The 18,775-nt window shown below is 69.1% G+C and carries 19 protein-coding genes; 7 read left to right on the forward strand and 12 right to left on the reverse strand.

What is annotated here, in order from left to right:
• Positions 1-48: 48 nt before the first annotated feature.
• Positions 49-903 (reverse strand): M23 family metallopeptidase, encoded by an 855-nt coding sequence (locus IE302_RS11590; protein ID WP_191254468.1) that lies wholly within the window; start codon positions 901-903, stop codon positions 49-51.
• Between the two features lie 164 nt (positions 904-1,067).
• The gene (locus IE302_RS11595; protein WP_191254469.1) at positions 1,068-2,879 is read right to left on the reverse strand and encodes a Xaa-Pro dipeptidyl-peptidase; all 1,812 of its coding nucleotides are present in this window, start codon (positions 2,877-2,879) and stop codon (positions 1,068-1,070) included.
• 83 nt (positions 2,880-2,962) lie between these two features.
• On the opposite strand from IE302_RS11595, the gene IE302_RS11600 reads away from it, so the two are divergent.
• Positions 2,963-4,528, forward strand: coding sequence for a DUF4139 domain-containing protein (locus IE302_RS11600; protein ID WP_191254470.1), 1,566 nt, complete (start codon positions 2,963-2,965; stop codon positions 4,526-4,528).
• A gap of 81 nt (positions 4,529-4,609) precedes the next feature.
• Here IE302_RS11600 and IE302_RS11605 read toward each other — a convergent pair whose 3' ends face one another.
• Genes IE302_RS11605 through IE302_RS11615 form a run of 3 tightly spaced genes read right to left on the reverse strand, consistent with a single transcriptional unit; the run spans position 4,610 to position 6,500 of the window.
• Positions 4,610-5,041, reverse strand: a complete 432-nt coding sequence (locus IE302_RS11605; RefSeq protein ID WP_005164644.1) for a CBS domain-containing protein — start codon at positions 5,039-5,041, stop codon at positions 4,610-4,612.
• 47 nt (positions 5,042-5,088) lie between these two features.
• Positions 5,089-5,571: a hypothetical protein gene (locus tag IE302_RS11610; RefSeq protein ID WP_191254471.1), complete on the reverse strand. Its 483-nt coding sequence runs from the start codon at positions 5,569-5,571 to the stop codon at positions 5,089-5,091.
• Positions 5,568-6,500 carry a neutral zinc metallopeptidase gene (locus IE302_RS11615; protein ID WP_191254472.1) on the reverse strand — a complete coding sequence of 311 codons (933 nt, stop codon included), beginning with the start codon at positions 6,498-6,500 and terminating at the stop codon, positions 5,568-5,570. The genes IE302_RS11610 and IE302_RS11615 overlap by 4 nt, the downstream gene beginning before the upstream one ends.
• 117 nt (positions 6,501-6,617) lie before the next feature.
• Between IE302_RS11615 and IE302_RS11620 the strand changes: the two genes are divergently transcribed.
• Positions 6,618-8,624 carry a prolyl oligopeptidase family serine peptidase gene (locus IE302_RS11620; protein ID WP_191254473.1) on the forward strand — a complete coding sequence of 669 codons (2,007 nt, stop codon included), beginning with the start codon at positions 6,618-6,620 and terminating at the stop codon, positions 8,622-8,624.
• Between the two features lie 64 nt (positions 8,625-8,688).
• On the opposite strand, the gene IE302_RS11625 is transcribed toward IE302_RS11620, so the two are convergent.
• Together IE302_RS11625 and IE302_RS11630 are read right to left on the reverse strand one after the other, a co-directional pair.
• Positions 8,689-9,003 (reverse strand): DMT family transporter, encoded by a 315-nt coding sequence (locus tag IE302_RS11625; RefSeq protein WP_191254474.1) that lies wholly within the window; start codon positions 9,001-9,003, stop codon positions 8,689-8,691.
• Positions 9,003-9,659, reverse strand: coding sequence for an FMN-dependent NADH-azoreductase (locus IE302_RS11630; RefSeq protein ID WP_191254475.1), 657 nt, complete (start codon positions 9,657-9,659; stop codon positions 9,003-9,005). Before IE302_RS11630 ends, IE302_RS11625 begins: the two co-directional genes overlap by 1 nt.
• Positions 9,660-9,752: 93 nt before the next feature.
• On the opposite strand from IE302_RS11630, the gene IE302_RS11635 reads away from it, so the two are divergent.
• The gene (locus IE302_RS11635; RefSeq protein ID WP_191254476.1) at positions 9,753-10,340 is read left to right on the forward strand and encodes a TetR/AcrR family transcriptional regulator; all 588 of its coding nucleotides are present in this window, start codon (positions 9,753-9,755) and stop codon (positions 10,338-10,340) included.
• Here the strand turns inward: IE302_RS11635 and IE302_RS11640 are convergent, their stop codons facing one another.
• Positions 10,341-10,739, reverse strand: a complete 399-nt coding sequence (locus IE302_RS11640; RefSeq protein WP_191254477.1) for an SRPBCC family protein — start codon at positions 10,737-10,739, stop codon at positions 10,341-10,343.
• 55 nt (positions 10,740-10,794) lie between these two features.
• On the opposite strand from IE302_RS11640, the gene IE302_RS11645 reads away from it, so the two are divergent.
• From IE302_RS11645 to IE302_RS11655, 3 genes are read left to right on the forward strand one after another with little or no spacing between them, the layout of a single operon-like run.
• Entirely contained in the window at positions 10,795-11,394 is a 600-nt protein-coding gene (locus tag IE302_RS11645; protein ID WP_191254478.1) for a CGNR zinc finger domain-containing protein, read from the forward strand.
• 17 nt (positions 11,395-11,411) lie between these two features.
• Positions 11,412-12,461 (forward strand): DUF2293 domain-containing protein, encoded by a 1,050-nt coding sequence (locus tag IE302_RS11650; protein WP_191254479.1) that lies wholly within the window; start codon positions 11,412-11,414, stop codon positions 12,459-12,461.
• A 39-nt stretch (positions 12,462-12,500) separates the two neighbouring features.
• Positions 12,501-12,857 (forward strand): DoxX family protein, encoded by a 357-nt coding sequence (locus tag IE302_RS11655; protein ID WP_191254480.1) that lies wholly within the window; start codon positions 12,501-12,503, stop codon positions 12,855-12,857.
• On the opposite strand, the gene IE302_RS11660 is transcribed toward IE302_RS11655, so the two are convergent.
• From IE302_RS11660 to IE302_RS42710, 4 genes are all read right to left on the reverse strand, one after another.
• The gene (locus tag IE302_RS11660; RefSeq protein WP_191254481.1) at positions 12,845-13,510 is read right to left on the reverse strand and encodes a hypothetical protein; all 666 of its coding nucleotides are present in this window, start codon (positions 13,508-13,510) and stop codon (positions 12,845-12,847) included. The genes IE302_RS11655 and IE302_RS11660 overlap by 13 nt on opposite strands.
• Positions 13,511-13,590: 80 nt before the next feature.
• Entirely contained in the window at positions 13,591-16,407 is a 2,817-nt protein-coding gene (locus IE302_RS11665; protein WP_191254482.1) for a vitamin B12-dependent ribonucleotide reductase, read from the reverse strand.
• 33 nt (positions 16,408-16,440) lie between these two features.
• Positions 16,441-16,929 carry a transcriptional regulator NrdR gene (gene nrdR, locus IE302_RS11670; protein ID WP_037304189.1) on the reverse strand — a complete coding sequence of 163 codons (489 nt, stop codon included), beginning with the start codon at positions 16,927-16,929 and terminating at the stop codon, positions 16,441-16,443.
• A 302-nt stretch (positions 16,930-17,231) separates the two neighbouring features.
• On the reverse strand, positions 17,232-17,726 hold the full coding sequence (locus tag IE302_RS42710) for a LysM peptidoglycan-binding domain-containing protein (RefSeq protein WP_229907709.1): 495 nt from the start codon (positions 17,724-17,726) through the stop codon (positions 17,232-17,234).
• A gap of 320 nt (positions 17,727-18,046) precedes the next feature.
• Here IE302_RS42710 and lexA point away from each other — a divergent pair, with 320 nt between their 5' ends.
• Positions 18,047-18,763, forward strand: coding sequence for a transcriptional repressor LexA (gene lexA, locus IE302_RS11680; RefSeq protein ID WP_037343289.1), 717 nt, complete (start codon positions 18,047-18,049; stop codon positions 18,761-18,763).
• Positions 18,764-18,775: the final 12 nt, after the last annotated feature.

Raw genomic sequence — 18,775 nt, forward strand, 5'->3', positions numbered from 1 at the left:
CACGCCGGATTGTCGGTGGGGTGATCTACAGTGCCCGGCCCCGCGGGGTCAGTCGCAGTGTTCGAACGGGCTCTCGTAGGTGTTCGACCCGACCGATCCGCCCCACTTGACGCAGGTCGACGCGGCCGTCTTCTTCACCGGCCCGGCGTAGTAGGTGAAGCTGCCGGAGTCGGTCGTGCGAGCCGAACCCTGGACTTCGAGGAAGGCCGACACCGGCGATGCGGTGCCGAGCGAAACCGCCTTCAACGTGGTCACGCAGTTGGCCTTGGTCGACGAGTTGTAGAGCAGGTACGCGGTGCCGGAGCCGCCGGCGAGCGCCTGCGAGTCGACCACCGAGAACCCGCTGCCGCAGACCTCGGTGGCCTCGTACGGGTTGCCGCCGCAGGAATTCTTGCTGGTGAAGTTGGTGTGGCCGTAGTAAGGCACCGCGACGCCGTTCAGCTTCGCCTTCTGCGCCACGCCGTTGAGGCGCTCTTCGAAGTGCAGGTGCGGACCGGTCACACCGCCGGTCGACCCGGCCGTGCCGAGCTGCTTGCCGAGGCTGACGGCCTGGCCGACCGACACCGACTGCGTCGAAAGGTGCGCGTACCGGGTGGTCCAGCCGCCACCGTGGTCGACCTCGACCCAGCGTCCGTAGCTCGTGCTGCCTTCGTTGGCGACCCGGCTGACGGTGCCGCCCGCCGCGGCCACCACCGGCATCCCGGTGATCCCCGACTTCTGGAAGTCGACCGAGTTCGCCGGGCTGTGCCCGCTGAAGGTGGCGGCCGTGACCGTGACACCGCATTTGAACGGGACCTGGAAGTTCGGGGCGGCCGACGCCTGCGTCGTACCGGCGAGGGTCAGGCCGAGCGCGGGGACGACGGCCGCCGCGGCGAGCACGGCGAAGCGGCGCAACCTGGACATGGGGAGACCTCCATCGGGTGGGGAAGCCGGACGCGGCGAAGCAAACCCGGAGGAAATACATTTTCCATACAAGCGCGAGGTCCGGTCGGTGTTTTCCGGCCGGAAAACGCCGGATGCCACGTCCCGGGGCGGGACGTGGCATCCGGCGTGGACAGGGCTCGGCCTCAGCCGAAGGCGGCGCGCAGCGCGGGCTTGCCTCCCGCCACCGGCAGCACCAGCGAGGTCCGGTTCAGCTCGACCGAGACCCCGGCGCCGGGCTTCGGCCGGAGCGTGTAGTCGTGGTCGCTGGAGGCCACCAGGAACTCGATCTTGTGCCCGGCCGCGAGCAGGTAGTCCTTCGCGACCAGTTCCACCTCGACCTTGTAGTTCTCACCAGGGGTGATCGGGTCGGTCTTGGCGGGGTCGCGCCGGTTCTGCGGGTCGGTCCAGCCGCGGGTGATCACCTTCGCCGTCCCGTTCGGGGCCCGGTCGATGAGCACCGCCGTCACGTTCGCGGCCGGCTTGTCGAAGGACAGCGAGAGGTCTGCCTTCACGGTGCCGGAGAGGCGGACGGGCTGGCTCGCCGCGGTCGTCGAGTACAGCAGCCGGTTGCCCGACGAGGCCGCGTTGGCGAGCTGTTCGACGGTCTTGCTCGCGTCGTCGGCCAGCTTCTCGACGGCGGCCTTGCCCGGAACGGGGTTCCGGGTGTCGAGCTTGCCCTTCGAGGAGCCACCGGGCCACGGGTAGAGCTTCACGTCCTGGGCGCCGGGCAGCGGCCACTCCGGCTCGTCCACCCACGACTTGTCCTCGCGCTGGATGGTGGCCTTCGGCTCGCGCTCGATACCGTTGTCGATGCCGTAGAGATAGTGCGACATCCACTTGTTCAGCGTGGTGAGCCAGACGTCGCGGCGGAGGCTCAGCGGGTCGGCGTGCCCGGCCTGGTGCAGCCAGATCTTGTGCTCGACGCCGTGCGCCTTGAGCATTTCGTACCAGCGGGTCCCCTGGTCGGTCTTGACGTTCCAGTCGCCGAGGCCGTGCACCACGAGCACCGAGGCCCGCACCTTGTTCACGTCGTTGCGGTAGTTGCGCACGTCCCAGAACGGGCTGTAGTCGCCGGTCACCCGGTCCTGGTCGACGGCGATCTCGTCGATCAGCGGGCGGCAGACGGCGCGATCCTGGCGCGTGTAGACGTAGTCGGCGAGCACGTCCGCGTCCTCGCCCTGAAAACCGCCCGCCGCGACGACCGCGCCGTCGTTGCGGTAGTAGTCGTACCAGCTGGAGATCGCCGCGATCGGGACGATCGTCTCCAGCCCCTTGACGCCGGTGCTGGCCACCGCGTTGGGCAGCGTCCCGTTGTAGGAGACGCCCATCATGCCGGTCTTGCCGGTGCTCCAGTCCGCGACCGCGGCCTTGCCCGCCGCGTCCCGTGCCGTCGCGCGGCCGTTCAGCCAGTCCACAATGGACTTGGCGCCGATGGTCTCGTTGACGTCGCCGGTGCTCGGGCAGCCGGTGGACTGACCGCTGCCGAGCGACTCCCCGTACACCACGGCGAAGCCGCGGGCGACGAAGTAGTTCTGGTAGCTCCAGTTGATCGGAGCCGGGTTCGGGCCGACGGTCTTGGTCGCGATCTTCGGGCCCGCGGGGGCGCGCTTGGCGCCGGGCACGTACAGCTCCACGTCGACGTTGTGATTCGCGACGTCGTTGCCGCCCGCGTAGTACGGGCTGGCCTGGTAGACGACCGGGACCTTCATGCCCTGCTGGGTCGCGCGGGGCCGCACGACCTCCGCGTGCACGAGGTCGTCCTTGCCGTCGTGGTCGCTGTCGACCGGCGCGGTGACCCAGACGTTCTCCCGGATGACGTCCGCCGGGTCGAACACCGGTTGTGCCTGGCCGTCCTTGAAAACCGGCGTCGGTGGCGCGTCGGCTTGAGCGGGCAGCGCCGTCGCCGGAAGGACCAGGACGGCGGTGAACAAGGCGGCGAGTCTGGCGACTCTCACGGGACCCCCAAAAGGCGGGCGGGCAAGACCCAGCTGAGGTTTCCGGCCCCCCGAACGGGTGTCAAGAGACTAACGTCGGAGGCATGCCGAGCACCGTGGAAGCACCGATCGTCGCCGTCACCGTCTATCCGCACCATGCCCGGATCACGAGGCGGGCATCGGCACGCCTCGACGGGGAAACGCGCTTCGCCTTCGCGGGCCTGCCGTGGAACCTGGACACCGATTCGGTCCGCGTCACCGGGTCCGGTCCGGCGGTCATCGCCGGGGTCGACGTCGCCGTCGAGCGTCATCCCGCGCCCGCGGACGCGTCGCTGCGCGCGCTGACCGAACAGCGGAAGACCGATCAGGCCGTGGTCGACGAGGTCGCGGACGCGGTCTCCGCGGAGACCGCGAAGGTCGATCTGCTGACCGGGCTGGCCACGCGCAGCGGCAAGAGTTTCGCGAAGGCGCTCGCGGCGGGCACGGCGGAACCGCCCCGCGTCGCCGAAGTCACCGACGCGCTCGGCGCCCAGCTGGCCGAGGCGCTGGGGAAACGCCGCGAACTCGGCATCCGCCTGGCCCGGCTCCGTGACGCTCTCAAGGCGCTGGACCGGGAGATCGAGGCGAAGCAAGGGGTGTCCGAAGTGGACAGCGCGACGGTCACGGTCGAGCTGGAAAGCCGCGAAGACGGCGCGGAAATCGGTCTCGAACTGTCCTATGTGGTCGCGAACGCCAGCTGGGAACCGGGTTACGACGTGCGCGTGCGAGGGGAAGACGTCGCGGTGACCTGGTACGGGCGGATCACCCAGCACACCGGCGAGGACTGGCCCGAATGCGAGCTGGCCCTGTCCACGGCGCGGCCGGCGAACACCGTGGAGGTGCCGGAACTAGAACCGTGGTTCCTCGACCGGGTACGAGAGTTCAAACCGCTGGCGGCACGTGTCGCGTACGGCGGCGCGTCGCCCGCGGGCGGCGGGATCCCGGAGTCGGTCGGCATGCCCGCGCCTGCCGCGCCCGCGATGGCGGCGCGGACCGCGTCCGTCGAACAGGGCACCACCGCGGTCACCTACCGGCCGGGACGCCCGGTGGCGGTGCCGTCGGGCGCGCAGGGCCACCGCACGACGCTCGCGCAACTCGATCTGACCGCGAAGCTGGGCTACCTCACCGCTCCGGCGGTGTCCCCAGAGGCGTTCCTGCGGGCGACCGTGGTCAACACGTCGGAGCACACACTGCGGCCGGGCAAGGCGTCGGTGTTCCACGAGACGGAGTTCGTCGGCACCACCCGGCTCGACGTCTGGGCGCCGGGCGAGGAACTCGAACTCGCCCTCGGCGTGGACGACCGGATCCGCGTCGACCGCGAACTCACGCACCGCACGGCGAGCAAGGCGACGCTGTCCGGCGTCCGCAAGCGGGAGGCCACCTACACCACCACGATCACCAACCACAGCCCGCGCGAAGCCGTCGTGACCGTGCTGGACCAGGCGCCGGTCTCCCGGGACGACGCGATCACCGTCCGGGACGTCCGCACCGCGCCGGAGCCGGTGGAGCGGACCGAGCTGGGCGAGTTCACCTGGCGGGTGACGCTCGCCGCCGGCGCGAAGGGCGTCGTTACGCTCGGGTACCGGGTGGACGTCGCGAAGGGTGTCGAGCTTTCTGGGTGGCGCGAGTAGCCCGTCCCAAGTGCAATGAAGGGGCCTTTCATAGCAAATTTTGCTATGAAAGGCCCCTTCATTGCACTTTCGCGAGGCGGATCAGCCCTGCGAGATGTAAGCCTCCAGCTGTTCCTGGCTCTTCTCCAGCTGTTCCATCCGCGTCTTCACGACGTCGCCGATGCTCACGATCCCCGCGAGCCTGCCGTCCACCAGGACCGGGACGTGCCGGATGCGGCGTTCGGTCATCAGGACCGACAGCTGGTCGACCGAGTCCTCGGGGGTGCAACTGGCGACCAGCTTCGTCATGATCGCGGCCACCGATCCGTCGAGCAGCTGGGGTCCGCGCTCGTTGAGCCGGCGCACCACGTCCCGCTCGGAGACGATCCCGACGATCCCGCCTTCGTCGTCGACGACCACCAGCGCACCGACGTTGTGCTCCGCGAGTCTCTCGAGCAGCTCGGTTACGTTCGTCTCCGGCGAGACGGTCGCGACGGCCGCCCCCTTGTTCCGCAACAGATCGGAAATCCGCATACGCGCTCCTCCCGGATGGGTGACCTGAGTCACTCCAGGTTATGGCCTCAGTGGCCTACGCGAAAGTCCGGAGAGTCCGATTCGAGTCCGAGCCTGGTGGCAAGAGCGCGATACGCCTCGATGATCCCCGCGCCGTAGGGGTCGTCGCCGAGCGCGCCGAGTGTCCCCTGCCCGAGTTCCCACTGGGTCTTCGCGGCCTCGTGATCACCGAGTTTGCGGTAGTCCTCGGCGAGGTTCAGGTGCAGCGACGGGTAGAACCCGCGCACGGCCAGGGTCGCGTGGTACTCCTGCGCGCGTTCGTCGGTGAGCGAATCGGCCGCCGCGAGCGCGCGCAGGTCCCAGGCGAGTTCGTCGGCCGGGTCGTCGCAGACGTCGGCCATGTAGTGCGCGAGCGCGCACCGGTGCAGCGGGTCGCCGTCCTCGCCGATGCGTTCCCACAGTGCCGCGAACTTCTCGCGGGCGCCCGCCCGGTCACCGGAGATGTGCAGCTGGAGACCGGTGTTGATCTCAGCCATCACGTCGTCGGTCATTTGACCTCCGAAGCGGGCGCCGCCCAGGTGTTGCACGCCGACGTCGCCTTGCCGGAGAACCCGGCCTTCGCCCATTTCAGCTGGTTGCGGCGGCTGCCGTGGGTGTCGCTGTCGTCGGCGCGGCCGTAGTCGGCGAGCGCCGCGTTGGCCAGCGACGTGCTGATCGAACCGCGCCCGGCGGCGGCCGCGAGGGCGAGCGCGCCGAAGCAGTTCGCCTGCAGTTCGATGCGGCGGACCAGCTCCTTGTCGGCAGGCGAGTCCTCGTCCGGCGACGACATCTTCTCCGCGGCCGCCGACAGGATCCCGCTGGAGCGCTGGACGTGGTGGCCGTACTCGTGGGCCATCGTCGCGAGGTGACGAGACCGTTCGAGGCCCGCGTCGCTGAGCATCCACTGGGTCGGCGCGTAGATCGTGGTGTCCCCGCCGCAGTAGTAGGCGACGGCCTCGTTCTCGCTCGGTGCCTTCCCGCAGGCGCTGCTCTCGGGCAGCGTCACCTGCACGGTCGCCGTCAGGTTGGGCTCGTTCGCCTGGTCAAGGGCGGGTTTCCAGGCCTCGGCGAGACAGGAGGCGAAGGTCTTGTAGTAGGTCTCCAGCTTCGCGGGGTCACGGCTGATCGCCGGCAGGCGGCAGGTGACCGCGCCGAGGGCGACCCCTTCGGCCAGCAGCGGGTTCGTCTCCAGCTCCCGGACCTCCTTGGGCGCGGGCCGCACGGTCCCGGCCGGGGCCTTGGCGCCTTCCGAGGTGAACGCGCCGGACACCGGGAGGGCCTGGCCGTCGATCTCCCGCGGTCCGCCCGCCATCGCCATCCCGGCGGCGGTCAAGGCGGCGACGATGAGCAGGCCGACCACGGCGGAACCCGTGTTGCGGGGGCTTTCGGGACGAGGCGGCGCGGGCGCGAACGGTCCGGGTACCTCGTCGGTGCCGGTCATGATGTCCCCCAAACGTGCGAGCACCCAGCATACGGAGGAGGGCCCGGTCAGGCGAAGACACGCGCCGAAACGGGATCCTGGTGGCGCCGGGACGGAAGCCCCGGCGAGACTGTCGGCATGAGCGACGAGGACCCGTACCTGTGGTTGGAAGACGTGACCGGCGAGGAAGCGCTGGATTGGGTGCGAGCCCGCAACGCCGAGGCGCTGGCGGAACTGTCCACCGGTGACCGGTTCGCCGGGATCCGCGACGAGGTCCGCGAGGTCCTCGACGCCGACGACCGGATCCCCTACGTCCGGCGCCGCGGCGAGTATCTGTACAACTTCTGGCAGGACTCGGCCAATCCCCGAGGCCTGTGGCGCCGCACCACCCTCGAGCAGTACCGGCTCGACACACCGGAGTGGGAACTCCTGCTCGACGTCGACGCGCTGGCCGAGGCCGACGGCGAGAACTGGGTGTGGCAGGGCGCGGCCGTCCTCCGGCCGGGCTATCACCGCGCGCTGGTCGAACTGTCGCGAGGCGGCGCCGACGCGACCGTGGTCCGCGAGTTCGACCTCGACGAGCGCCGTTTCGTCGAAGACGGGTTCTTCGTGCCCGAAGCCAAGACCCGGATCGGCTGGATCGACCGCGACCGCGTCTACATCGGCACCGATTTCGGCACCGGGACGCTGACCAGTTCGGGCTACCCGAGGCTGGCGAAGGAATGGCGGCGCGGTACCCCGCTCGACGAGGCGACCGTGGTCTTCGAGGGCAAACCGGACGACGTCTCGGTGTCCGCCCACCACGACCCGACCGAGGGCTGGGAGCGCGACTTCGTCTACCGGTCGATCGACTTCTACCGCACCGAGCGGTACCTCCGGACGCCCGGCGGCCTGGAGCGGATCGAGGTCCCCGAAGACGCGCAGACGTCCTCACACCGCGAGTGGCTGCTGATCCGGCTTCGCTCGGACTGGACCGTGGGAGACACGACGTACTCCTCGGGCACCTTGCTCGCCTCCGGCTTCGACGCGTTCATGGCGGGTGAGCGCACCTTCACGACTGTCTTCACCCCGGACGCGCACACGTCGCTGGAGTACTGGGTCTGGACGCACAACCACCTGCTGCTTTCGACGCTGTCCGACGTCCGGACCGAACTGCGCGTGCTCACGCCGTCGGACGGCTGGACTTCCCGGCCGCTCGCCGGCACCCCGGACCTGGGCACGGCGCAGATCACCGGCACCGACCCCGACGTCAGCGACGAGTACCTGCTCGACGCCAGCGGCTACACCCAGCCGTCGACACTGAAGTACGGGCACGTCGGCGGTGACGTCGAAGTCGTCAAGCGCGCTCCGTCGTTCTTCGACGGCGAAGGCATGACGGTCTCGCAGTACTTCGCGACGTCCGAAGACGGCACGAAGATCCCGTACTTCGTCGTACGCCCCTCCGGCGCCGAAGGCGGACCGACGCTGCTGACCGGTTACGGCGGCTTCGAGGTCTCGCTGACCCCCAGCTACAGCGGTGTGATCGGCCGCGGCTGGCTTTCCCGTGGCGGCACGTACGTCGTCGCGAACATCCGGGGCGGCGGGGAGTACGGGCCCGCCTGGCACACCTCGGTGACCAAGGCCAAGCGGTACAAGGTCTACGAGGACTTTTCGGCGGTCGCCGCGGACCTCGTCGAACGCGGCATCAGCGAGCCGTCCCGCCTCGGCATCCAGGGCGGCAGCAACGGCGGGCTGCTGATGGGCGTCATGCTCACGCGCTACCCGCACCTGTTCGGCGCGATCGTGAGCCAGGTGCCGCTGCTGGACATGAAGCGGTATCACAAGCTCCTCGCGGGCGCGTCGTGGATGGCCGAGTACGGCGACCCCGACGACCCGGCGGAATGGGACTTCATCGGGAAGTACTCGCCGTATCAGAACGTCCGGAGCGGAGCCGGGTATCCGCCGGTCCTGTTCGTCACCTCCACCAGGGACGACCGGGTGCATCCCGCGCACGCGCGCAAGATGGTCGCGCGGATGCTGGAGCAGGGACACGACGTCCGCTACCACGAGAACATCGAGGGCGGCCACGGCGCGGCGGCCGACAACGAGCAGCTGGCGTTCAAATGGGCGCTGATGCTCGAATTCCTGTGGGAGAAGCTCGCCTGACGTGTCATGAAAGGGCCGTTCAGGACATCTTGTGTCCTGAACGGCCCTTTCATGACACTCGGAGCTACTCGGTCACCTTGGCGAGCACCACCCCTCCCACGATCAGCGCCATCGCGGCGAACCGGCCGAGGCTCACCGGGTCCTTGTGGATCACGATGCCGAACACGATCGCGCCCACCGCCCCGATTCCGGTGAAAACGGCGTACGCGGTCCCCACCGGAATCGAGTCCATCGCCTTCGACAGCAGGTACACCGCGGCGACGCCGAGCACGAAGCACAGCACGGTCGGCCAGAACCGGGTGAAGTTCTCCGTCGGCTTGATGCTCTGCGACCAGGCGACCTCGACGACCCCGGCCAGCAGCAGGATTCCCCAGCCCATCAGGCTCCCCTCCCGTTCGCGGCCAGCTTTTCGGCCGCGAGGAGCGCCTGTTCCCGCGACGCGATCCGATCCGGGTCGCGCGGGCTCAGCCGCGGGTCGACGAGGGCGTTCGTGAATTCGGAATGCAGGAACGTGACGTCGTGGACGTCGTAGTGCCCGGCGAAGAAGTCACGCAGGTAGCGCTCGTGATGGTCGACAGGCTCCCGGGGCGTGCCCGGCAGGTAGCTGCCGCCACGCGCGCCCGCGACCACGAAAGCCTTGCCCGCCAAGGACATCTTCGGGAACGTCACCTGGTCGATCCACAGCTTGAGCGTCGCGGGGATCGAGAAGTTGTACATCGGCGCCCCGATCAGCACGACGTCGGCGGCGAGCAGTTCGGCCAGCAGCGGCTCGATGACCGCCCAGGCTTCGCGCTGCTCCGGCGTCTTCACCACCGAGGCGTAACCGGCCGGATCGGTGATGCCCGCGGTGAGGAGGGCGTCGCAGATCTCGGTCCAGGCCTGGCCGATCGGCGGCACCGGGGCGGCCGCCACGTCGCGATAGGTGTACCCCGCGCCGGGGTGCGCGGCACGCCAGGTCTCGGCGAAGCGAGCGCTCAGCTCGCGGGAGAACGACGCGGTGCGGGCGCTGGAGTCGAGGTGGAGAAGGTGGCTCATCGGGGCCTCCCGGACCAGGAAGTGGACACGGCGTCCACTTGCTTCGCCGGGTACAAGTGGACGGCACGTCCGGATATTCCCTAGGCTTCGGACATGCCGACGGAAGATCTGCTCGCGAACGGTCCGGGACGGGAACGCTCGGACGCCGCCCGTAACCGCGCGAAGATCCTGAAGGCCGCCGAAGAGCTCTTCGCCGCACGCCCGGCGGCGGACGTCACCATGGAGGACATCGCCAAAGCCGCCGGAGTCGGCCGCGCCACGCTGTACCGCCGGTACCCGGACCGCTCGGCGATCGCCGTCGCCCTGCTGGACGAACACGAGCGGGAACTCCAGGAGCGGCTGCTCACCGGCCCTCCCCCGCTGGGCCCCGGCGCGCCACCCGCCGAACGGCTGGCCGCGTTCTACGCGGCGATGATCGACCTGCTCGCCCGGCACGCGCATCTCGTCCTCGGCACCGAGGTCGGGCATTCACGGTTCACCACCGGCGCGTACCGGCTGTGGCGCACCCATGTCCGCCTCCTCGCCGAGGAGGCGGGGACGAAGGACCCGGACGCGCTCGCCGACATCCTGCTGGCACCGCTCGCGCCGGACGTGTTCCTCCGCCAGACGGGCGAGCTCGGCCTGAGCGCCGAACGGATCACCGATGCGCTGAGCGAGCAGGCGCGGCGAGCGCTGTCCTGATCAGCCGGCGAGGCCGTCGACGACGAGCTTCATCACGGTCTGCCAGTGCTCGCGCTGCGCGGCGCGCTCCTCCGGTCCGGTGAGCCGCTCCTGATGGAAGACCACGGTCGTCTTGCCCGGACCGGCCGTACGGAGCCCCACCTGGACCGTGCTCTCGTGGTCCCAGTCCTTCGGCCGCCAGGTGAGGCGGATCTTCTCGCGCTCGCGGCAACCGCGGACCTCGCCCACCGTGCCCTCGGCCGTCTCGTAGGGCGCGCCCTTCTGCGGCTCCAGACGCACGTCACCCAGCCAGGTCGCCAAGCCCGGACCCGAGAGATAGTCCCAAACCCGCTCCAGCGGATAGGCCACCGTCTTGGACACGCCGATTTCCCAGCCCGCGTCCTTCGTCTTCCCGATCATCACGCCTCCGCCGTAACCGTCTTACCTGGTTTCGGAAACCGACTATAGTGGTTACATGACTCCGGGAACAAGACTGCTCGTCAACGCCCAGGGTGAGCGGTACCGGTTCGATCCGGGCAGCCTCAGCCTCGAACTGATGCTGACCGGCGGCCCCGGCCCGTACGAGCGCTACGAGATCGCGCATACGCCGTCCGCCCTCGCCGAGTGGTTCACCGGCTCCCGGCTGGCGCTGACCGCGCCCCTGACCGACGTCCGGATCCGCCCCGCCGAACTCACCGCCCTCAAGGAACTCCGGGACACGCTCTACCGCGTCGCGCCTGCCCTCGCCCGGGGCGAGGCGCCGTCGGACGACGACCTCGCCCTGCTGAACAGCGCGACCGAAGCGACCCCGAGGCCGCTCGTGGACCCGAAGACCCGGAAACTCGCCTGGGCGCTGCCGGTCACCGGCAAGCAACTCCTCGGCGCTGTCGCCCGCGACGCCATCGGCCTCGTCGCGGGCGAACGGTCCGGCCGCGTCCGCGAATGTTCCGCGGACGACTGCCATCTGCTGTTCTTCGACACCTCGCGGTCGGGCAACCGCCGCTGGTGCTCGATGGAGCGCTGCGGCAACCGCGCCAAGATCCGGGCCTACCGCGCACGCTCCGAAACCGCCTGATCGCTAGGATCGCCGTGATGCAAGGTGAGGCGAAACTGGAACAGCGCGTCGTCGAGACGGCGGAAAAGCTGCTGGCCAAGCGGAAATCGGTGACCGCGCTCGACGTCTTGACCGGGATCGGCTGGCTGACGGACAACGTCGTCGACGCCTGGCACCGCGGCCGGGTCCCTGTGCTGACAGCGGCGCTGTCGGTGCCCCCGGAAAAGCTGACCTTCGCCCTGAACGCGCTTCAACGCTGGGCGAAGGGAAAGGCCCTCGAAAGCACGGAGATCGAGCACGTCGGGGCAACCCGCGACCGAACTCCGCTGAAGGCCACGTCGGGCGAGCTGGCCGGTCTCGAACCTCTGTTCCGGACGCAGTGGATCATGCCGGGGCTGTCCGAGGCCAAACGGGCACAGGTTGTCGCCCGGCAGAAGAAGGCGCCGGATCTCGTCGTCTCGGTGGCGCTGAAGGACTGGGTCTGCGCCGACTGCGGCGGCACCGGCGACCTCTTGTTCTTCGAAAAAGAAAAGCCGTACTGCCTCGACTGCGCAGACCTCGGGCACCTGGTCTTCCTGCCCTCGGGCGACACCGCGCTGACCCGCCGGGCGAAGAAGGCGAGCCGGCTCTCCGCCGTCGTCGTCCGGTTCAACCGGTCGCGGAGGCGCAGTGAGCGGCAAGGGATCCTCGTCGAGGACGCGGCGCTGCGCAGTGCCGAGGAACAATGCCTCGCCGACGAAGACGTCCGGGAACGACGCCGCGGCCGTGATCGCGAGCGGCGCGCGCGGGAAGACGTCGAGTTCACCGCCCGGTTCTTCGCCGCGATCACCGAGATGTTCCCCGGCTGCCCGCCGGAGCGGGCGCGCGCCATCGCAGAACACGCCGGCCTGCGCGGCAGCGGCCGGGTGGGCCGATCCGCCGCCGGGCAGGAACTGGCCGAACGAGCGGTGTTCCTCGCCGTCGTCGCCTCGATCCGGCACCTGGACACCGATTACGACGATCTCCTCATGGCGGGTGTGGAGCGGCAGGCCGCGCGCGACCGGATCCATCCCGCCATCGACGCCGTGCTCGACCGCTGGCGTTCCTGACCGCTGTCACGTTCCGGGCGCGGGCTTCGTCCGGAAAGCATGAATTCCGCCTACCTCACCGTGGCCATCGTGACGATCGTGCTCAACGCCGGGATCGCCGCCGCCGACTTCGCGCGGGTCCCGTTCGTGCTCAAGAACTCCGGCGAAGTCGACGTGCCCTCGTCCTGGATCCCGCCGCTGGCCACGCTGAAGGCGGCGGGCGCCGCCGGACTGCTGCTCGGCCTTCTCGGCGTGCCGTTCATCGGGACCGCGGCGGCCGCCGGGCTCGTGCTGTTCTACGTCGGCGCCGTCATCACCCATGTGCGCGCCCGCGTCCTCTACAACATCGCCTTCCCCGGGGGCTTCCTCGCGCTGGCGGTGGCGACCTTCGTCCTCGATCTCGCTCAGGCCAGGTAGGGAGCGAAGTGTGCGGCGACGACATCCGCGACCGCGTCGGCGTCTTGTGAGCCGTCGATCTCCAGCACCCGGATGCCGAGCCCTTTCGCGGCGCGGACCGCGTCCTCGGCGACAAGCCGATCCCGCTCGATCCGGTTGCGCTGCGCCCGCGCGGGATCGCTGACCCGCTGTACGACCGCGGCGGCGCGAGGCAGGACGCGGAGCTGGTGCTCGCGGAAGTCGCCGGTGGGCACCATGACGATCATCCGTCGCGGCGAATCCAAGAGCGGCGCGACGAGCTCCGGGCGCAATCCCCAGCCCTCGGCGAGGATCGGACGTCCGGAGACCAGCGCGCGCAGATCGTCCAGCGCCCACTCGAACCGCGCAGGGAACCCGGCGATCGTGTCGGCCGCCATCCGCTCGGGCGTGGTGTCGACCCACACGGTGTCCGGGTCGGGATCTGCGGCGGGCAAACCGTTGTGGACGCGATGGGCGACGCGGCGATCCTGGTGGGCGCGCGCGTCGTGGAAGTCGTAGTGGTAGACGGTGATGCCATGGCGGTGCGCCAGCAGCCGGGAGACGGTGGACTTTCCCGCCCACTGACCGCCGCAGATCCACAACGCCTGGCCGAGGGTGCCGAAGGGATCGACGACCGGACTGTCCTTTTCCGCCACGTACTCGCCTCCGATGTCAGGAAAGGGTCTTTCAAGACACTATTCGTCTTGAAAGACCCTTTCCTGACATTCGCCGAAGATCAGCTGCAGCCGGAGGTCGCTCCGCACCCTTCACAGGCATAGCACGAACCGGCGGGCCGCATCTTGGTGCCGCAGGTCATGCAGAGCGGCGCGTCGGAGGCGGTGCCGAGGTTCAGTTCCACCAGTTCCGCCGTCGAATGCGCCACCTTGGCGGGTTCCGCGGCGGATGAGTCCACTGTGGACCGCAGCGCGTCGATGTCGACGTTCTCCGGTTCCGCGGCGGGAGTGCTGCCATAGGTCGCCTCGACCTGCGCCGAGCGCTCGTCGGCGGTGAAGATGCCGAGCTGCGAACGCTTCTCGTACGGCAGGTAGTCCAGCGCCAGCCTGCGGAACAGGTAGTCCATGACGCTGGTGGCGATCCGGATGTCCGGGTCGTCGGTCATGCCGGCGGGCTCGAAGCGCAGGTTGGAGAACTTCGAAACGTAGAACTCCAGCGGGATCCCGTGCTGCAGGCCGACCGAGATCGACATCGAGAACGCGTCCATGACGCCGGAGAGGGTCGAACCCTGCTTGCCGAGCTTCACGAAGATCTCGCCGAGCCCGTCGTCCGGGTAGGACCCGGCGTGCAGGTAGCCCTCGGCGCCGCCGACGGTGAACGACACTGTCTGGCTCGGGCGCTTCTTCGGCAGGCGTTTGCGGACCGGCCGGTACTCGACGACCTTCTCGGCTTCGGGCTCGGCCTTGTCCTTCTTGCCGGTGGACAGCGGCTGGCCGACCTTGCAGTTGTCACGGTAGATCGCGAGCGCCTTGAGGCCGTACTTCCAGCCCTGGAAGTAGATCTCCTCGACCTCTTCGACGGTCGCCGACTCCGGCATGTTGACCGTCTTGGAGATCGCGCCGGACAGGAACGGCTGCACCGCGGCCATCATGCGGACGTGCCCCATCGGTGCGATGGACCGCTCCCCCACCGCGCAGTCGAACACCTCGTAATGCTCCTGGCGAAGACCGGGGGCGTCGACGACGTGGCCGTGCTGGGCGATGTACTCGACGATCGCTTCGACCTGCTCGGTCTGGTAGCCGAGCGCGGTCAGGGCGCGCGGGATGGTCTGGTTGACGATCTGCATCGAGCCGCCGCCGACCAGCTTCTTGAACTTGACCAGCGAGAAGTCCGGCTCGATGCCGGTCGTGTCGCAGTCCATCATGAAGCCGATGGTCCCGGTAGGCGCGAGCACCGAGGCCTGCGCGTTGCGCCAGCCGCTCGTCTCGCCCAGTTCGATGCCGCGCTTCCACTCCTGGGTCGCGAGCGCGCGGACCGAAGCGTCGTTCGCGTGGTAGGTCCGCACCAGGTCGTTGGCGGCGGCGTGCTTGCGCATGACCCGCTGGTGCGCCTCGGCGTTGCGGGCGTATCCCTCGTACGGCCCGACGGCGGCGGCGAGTTCGGCCGAGCGCCGGTACGAGACGCCGGTCATCAGTGACGTGATCGCGGCGGCGAGCGCGCGGCCGCCGTCGGAGTCGTAGGCGTGCCCGAGCGCCATCAGCAGCGCGCCGAGGTTCGCGTACCCGATGCCCAGCTGACGGAATTTGCGGGTGGTGTCGCCGATCGCCTCGGTCGGGAAGTCGGCGAAGCAGATCGAGATGTCCATCGCGGTGATGACCAGCTCGACGGCCTTCGCGAACAGCGGCGCGTCGAAACCGCCGTCCTCGGTGGCGAACTTGAGCAGGTTCAGCGAAGCGAGGTTGCAGCTGGAGTTGTCCAGGTGCATGTACTCCGAGCACGGGTTGGACGCGGTGATCCGGCCCGATTCGGGGCAGGTGTGCCAGTCGTTGATCGTGTCGTCGTACTGCAGTCCCGGATCCGCGCACTCCCAGGCGGCCTGCGCGATGGTGCGGAACAGCTTCTTGGCGTCGACCCGGTCGAGGACCTCGCCGGTCATCCGCGCCCGCAGGCCGAAGTCGCCCTCGCTCTCGACGGCCCGCATGAACTCGTCGGAGACGCGCACCGAGTTGTTCGCGTTCTGGTATTGGACGGAGGTGATGTCCGAACCGGAGAGGTCCATGTCGAACCCGGCGTCGCGGAGAACCTTGATCTTCTCCTCTTCGCGGGCCTTGGTCTGCACGAACTCCTCGACGTCCGGGTGGTCGACGTCGAGCACGACCATCTTCGCCGCGCGCCGGGTGGCACCACCGGACTTGATGGTGCCCGCGGAGGCGTCGGCGCCGCGCATGAAGGAGACCGGGCCGGACGCGGTGCCGCCGGAGGACAGCAGCTCACGCGAAGAACGGATGCGGGAGAGGTTCAGGCCGGCACCGGAGCCGCCCTTGAAGATCAGGCCTTCCTCGCGGTACCAGTTGAGGATCGACTCCATGGTGTCGTCAACCGAAAGGATGAAACACGCCGAGACTTGTTGCTTCGACGTCGTGCCGACGTTGAACCACACCGGCGAGTTGAAGCTGAACACCTGGTGCAGCAGCATCCAGGTCAGCTCGTGCTCGAAGACCTCGGCGTCGGCGGGGCTCGCGAAGTAGCCGTGTTCACGGCCCGCGTTGACGTAGGAGTGGACGACGCGGTCGATCAGCTGCTTGAGGCTCTGCTCGCGCTGGGGTGAGCCGACGGCGCCGCGGAAGTACTTGCTGGTGACGATGTTCGTCGCGTTGACCGACCAGAAGTCGGGGAACTCGACGCCACGCTGCTCGAAGTTGACCGTGCCGTCGCGCCAGTTCGTCATCACGACGTCCCGGCTCTCCCAGGTGACCTGGTCGTACGGGTGGACGCCCTCGGTGGTGAAGACGCGCCGCACGGCGAGCCCCCGGGTCTGCTTCTTCTTCCCAGTCGTCCGCGCTGTGGCCGGGTCGCCGGTTCCCACGGTCTCGGTCATGGGTCTTCCCTCACTCCCACGCGGGAGGCGGCATCAGCCGTCTTTCGCGTCTTGATCGCTCTCGTCCGGTGCGGCAGCCATGGCCTCACGAAGGTCCGAGATCTCCTTCTCGAAGTCCTCGACCGAGGAGAAGGAGCGGTAGACACTGGCGAACCGGAGATAGGCGACGCCGTCGAGTTCGCGCAGGGGGCCCAGGATCGCCAGGCCGACCTCGTGACTCGGGATCTCCGCCAGCCCCGCCGACCGGATCGACTCCTCGACCCGCTGCGCGAGCTGCTGCAGCGCGTCGTCGTCGACCGGCCTGCCCTGACAGGCACGGCGCACCCCCCGGACCACCTTGTCCCGGCTGAACTGCTCGGTGACCCCGGACCGTTTGACGACGGCGAGCACCATCGTCTCCGAAGTGGTGAAGCGCCGGCCGCAAGCGGCGCACGAGCGCCTCCGCCGGATCGCCTGACCCTCATCCACCTCTCGGGAGTCGACGACCCGAGAGTCCGCATGCCGGCAGAACGGGCACCTCATCCGCCGATCACCTTCCCCTCCGCGCCGGCCGGTCCCGAGTGGACGCCCGCTCCCCGTCGCCACGCAACGACGGAAAAGATCGACATGTGGATCGATCTGTGGACATCCGGTGGGTGAACACCGGCCAGCTGTGGACAACTGGTACCGAGTCTACCCCAAGCTATGGACCAACTACAGCCATGTAACTACTACATATAGCGGTGGAGACTAGATCGCAGGTCGGGCGCACGCAAGCGCAACGGCCGGGTCGATCGGACACGAAAGGGGAGGTCACCCACGGCGGGTGAGAGCGGCTTCCAGGCTCACCTCCCGCCCTCCGCGACCCCGGCCGCGATCGGGACCGTGAGCGGCAGTCCGGGCACGAGAACGACGTCTTGCAGGGAATTGAGTTCCTTGATCTTGTCGACGACCGCGCCGGTGTCACTGCCTGGCGCGAATCGCGCCGCGAGATCCGTGAGCGTCTCCCCGTCGGAAACGGACACCGTCGTGGTCCGTTCGGGCACCGCGGCGCCCGGGACACCGGCCAAGAACAGACCCAATCCGGTGACGACCCCGGCGACGAGCAAGGCCATCCCGGCGAGCGACGGCCACCGGAGCGGGAGCCGCCGGGGCTCCGGACACGCCGGGGCAGGAGTGGCCACGCCAGGACGGCGCCCCGCCACGACTCGCGCCCTGGTCGGCGGGCGCAGGGGCTCGGCACGCCTGCCCCGCACCACCCGCACGGGCCGGGTGACCCCTGCCGGAACGGGCCCGGGGGAACTGGGCCGCACCAGTCCTCGATCGGCCAGAATCGACATCGGAACCTCCTCGCAACTCCTGCTGCACTCGGCGCCGGGCCGGAACCCGGCGATCAAGATCGAACACTCGTTCTATCGAACGTCCGTGCGAATGTGTACCACCTCCCACCGACAAAAATCGAGCGACACGGCGTGTCCATCGAACAGATGTTTGAAATCGCCGCCCCGGCGGGCTAACGTCGTTGACCAGGGCGTCTGCTGCGCGGACGCCGCCGGTGCCGTGGGCGGGGAAGATCGTCCGCCACCGGCGAAGACACGCGAAGTCGGTCCGGGGGAACCGGACGCACTGGGAGGCGACGCAGAGATGAAGGAGCGAGACGGTGGCTAAGGAGAGCAAGGCGGGGAACGCGCCTAGGGGCTCGGGCAAGGTGCGCGCCTTGCCCGAGGTCTACGAGGTGGACGAGACCCTGACCGTGCGTCAGCAGCAGGTTCTCGACGTGATCAAACTGTGGGTGAGCCGCTTCGGCTACCCGCCGAGTGTGCGTGAGATCGGCGAGGCGGTCGGGCTGACCTCCACCTCGTCGGTGTCGCACCAGTTGCAGGCCCTGCAGCGCAAGGGTTATCTGCGACGCGACCCGAACCGCCCGCGTGCGGTGGGTGTGCTCGCCACGACGGACGACAACCCGATGGGCATAGACGTCGAGCAGCCGCAGTCGGCCGCGAAGGCCGCGTACGTCCCGCTCGTCGGCCGGATCGCCGCCGGTGGGCCGGTGCTGGCGGAGCAGGCGATCGAAGACGTCTTCCCGCTGCCGCGGGAGATCGTCGGTGAAGGCGAGCTCTTCCTGCTCAGCGTCACCGGTGACTCGATGGTCGACGCCGCCATCACCGACGGCGACTGGGTCGTCGTGCGCCAGCAGCCGACGGCCGACCCCGGCGAGATCGTGGCGGCGATGATCGACGGCGAGGCGACGGTCAAGACCTTCAAGCGCAAGGACGGCCACATCTGGCTGATGCCGCACAACGAGGCGTACGAGCCCATCCCGGGTGACGACGCCACGATCCTCGGCAAGGTCGTCGCCGTTCTCCGCAGGCTGTGATCTCCGCCGCGC

Source organism: Amycolatopsis oliviviridis (genome assembly GCF_014654365.1).
Classification (GTDB): Bacteria; Actinomycetota; Actinomycetes; order Mycobacteriales; family Pseudonocardiaceae; genus Amycolatopsis; species Amycolatopsis oliviviridis.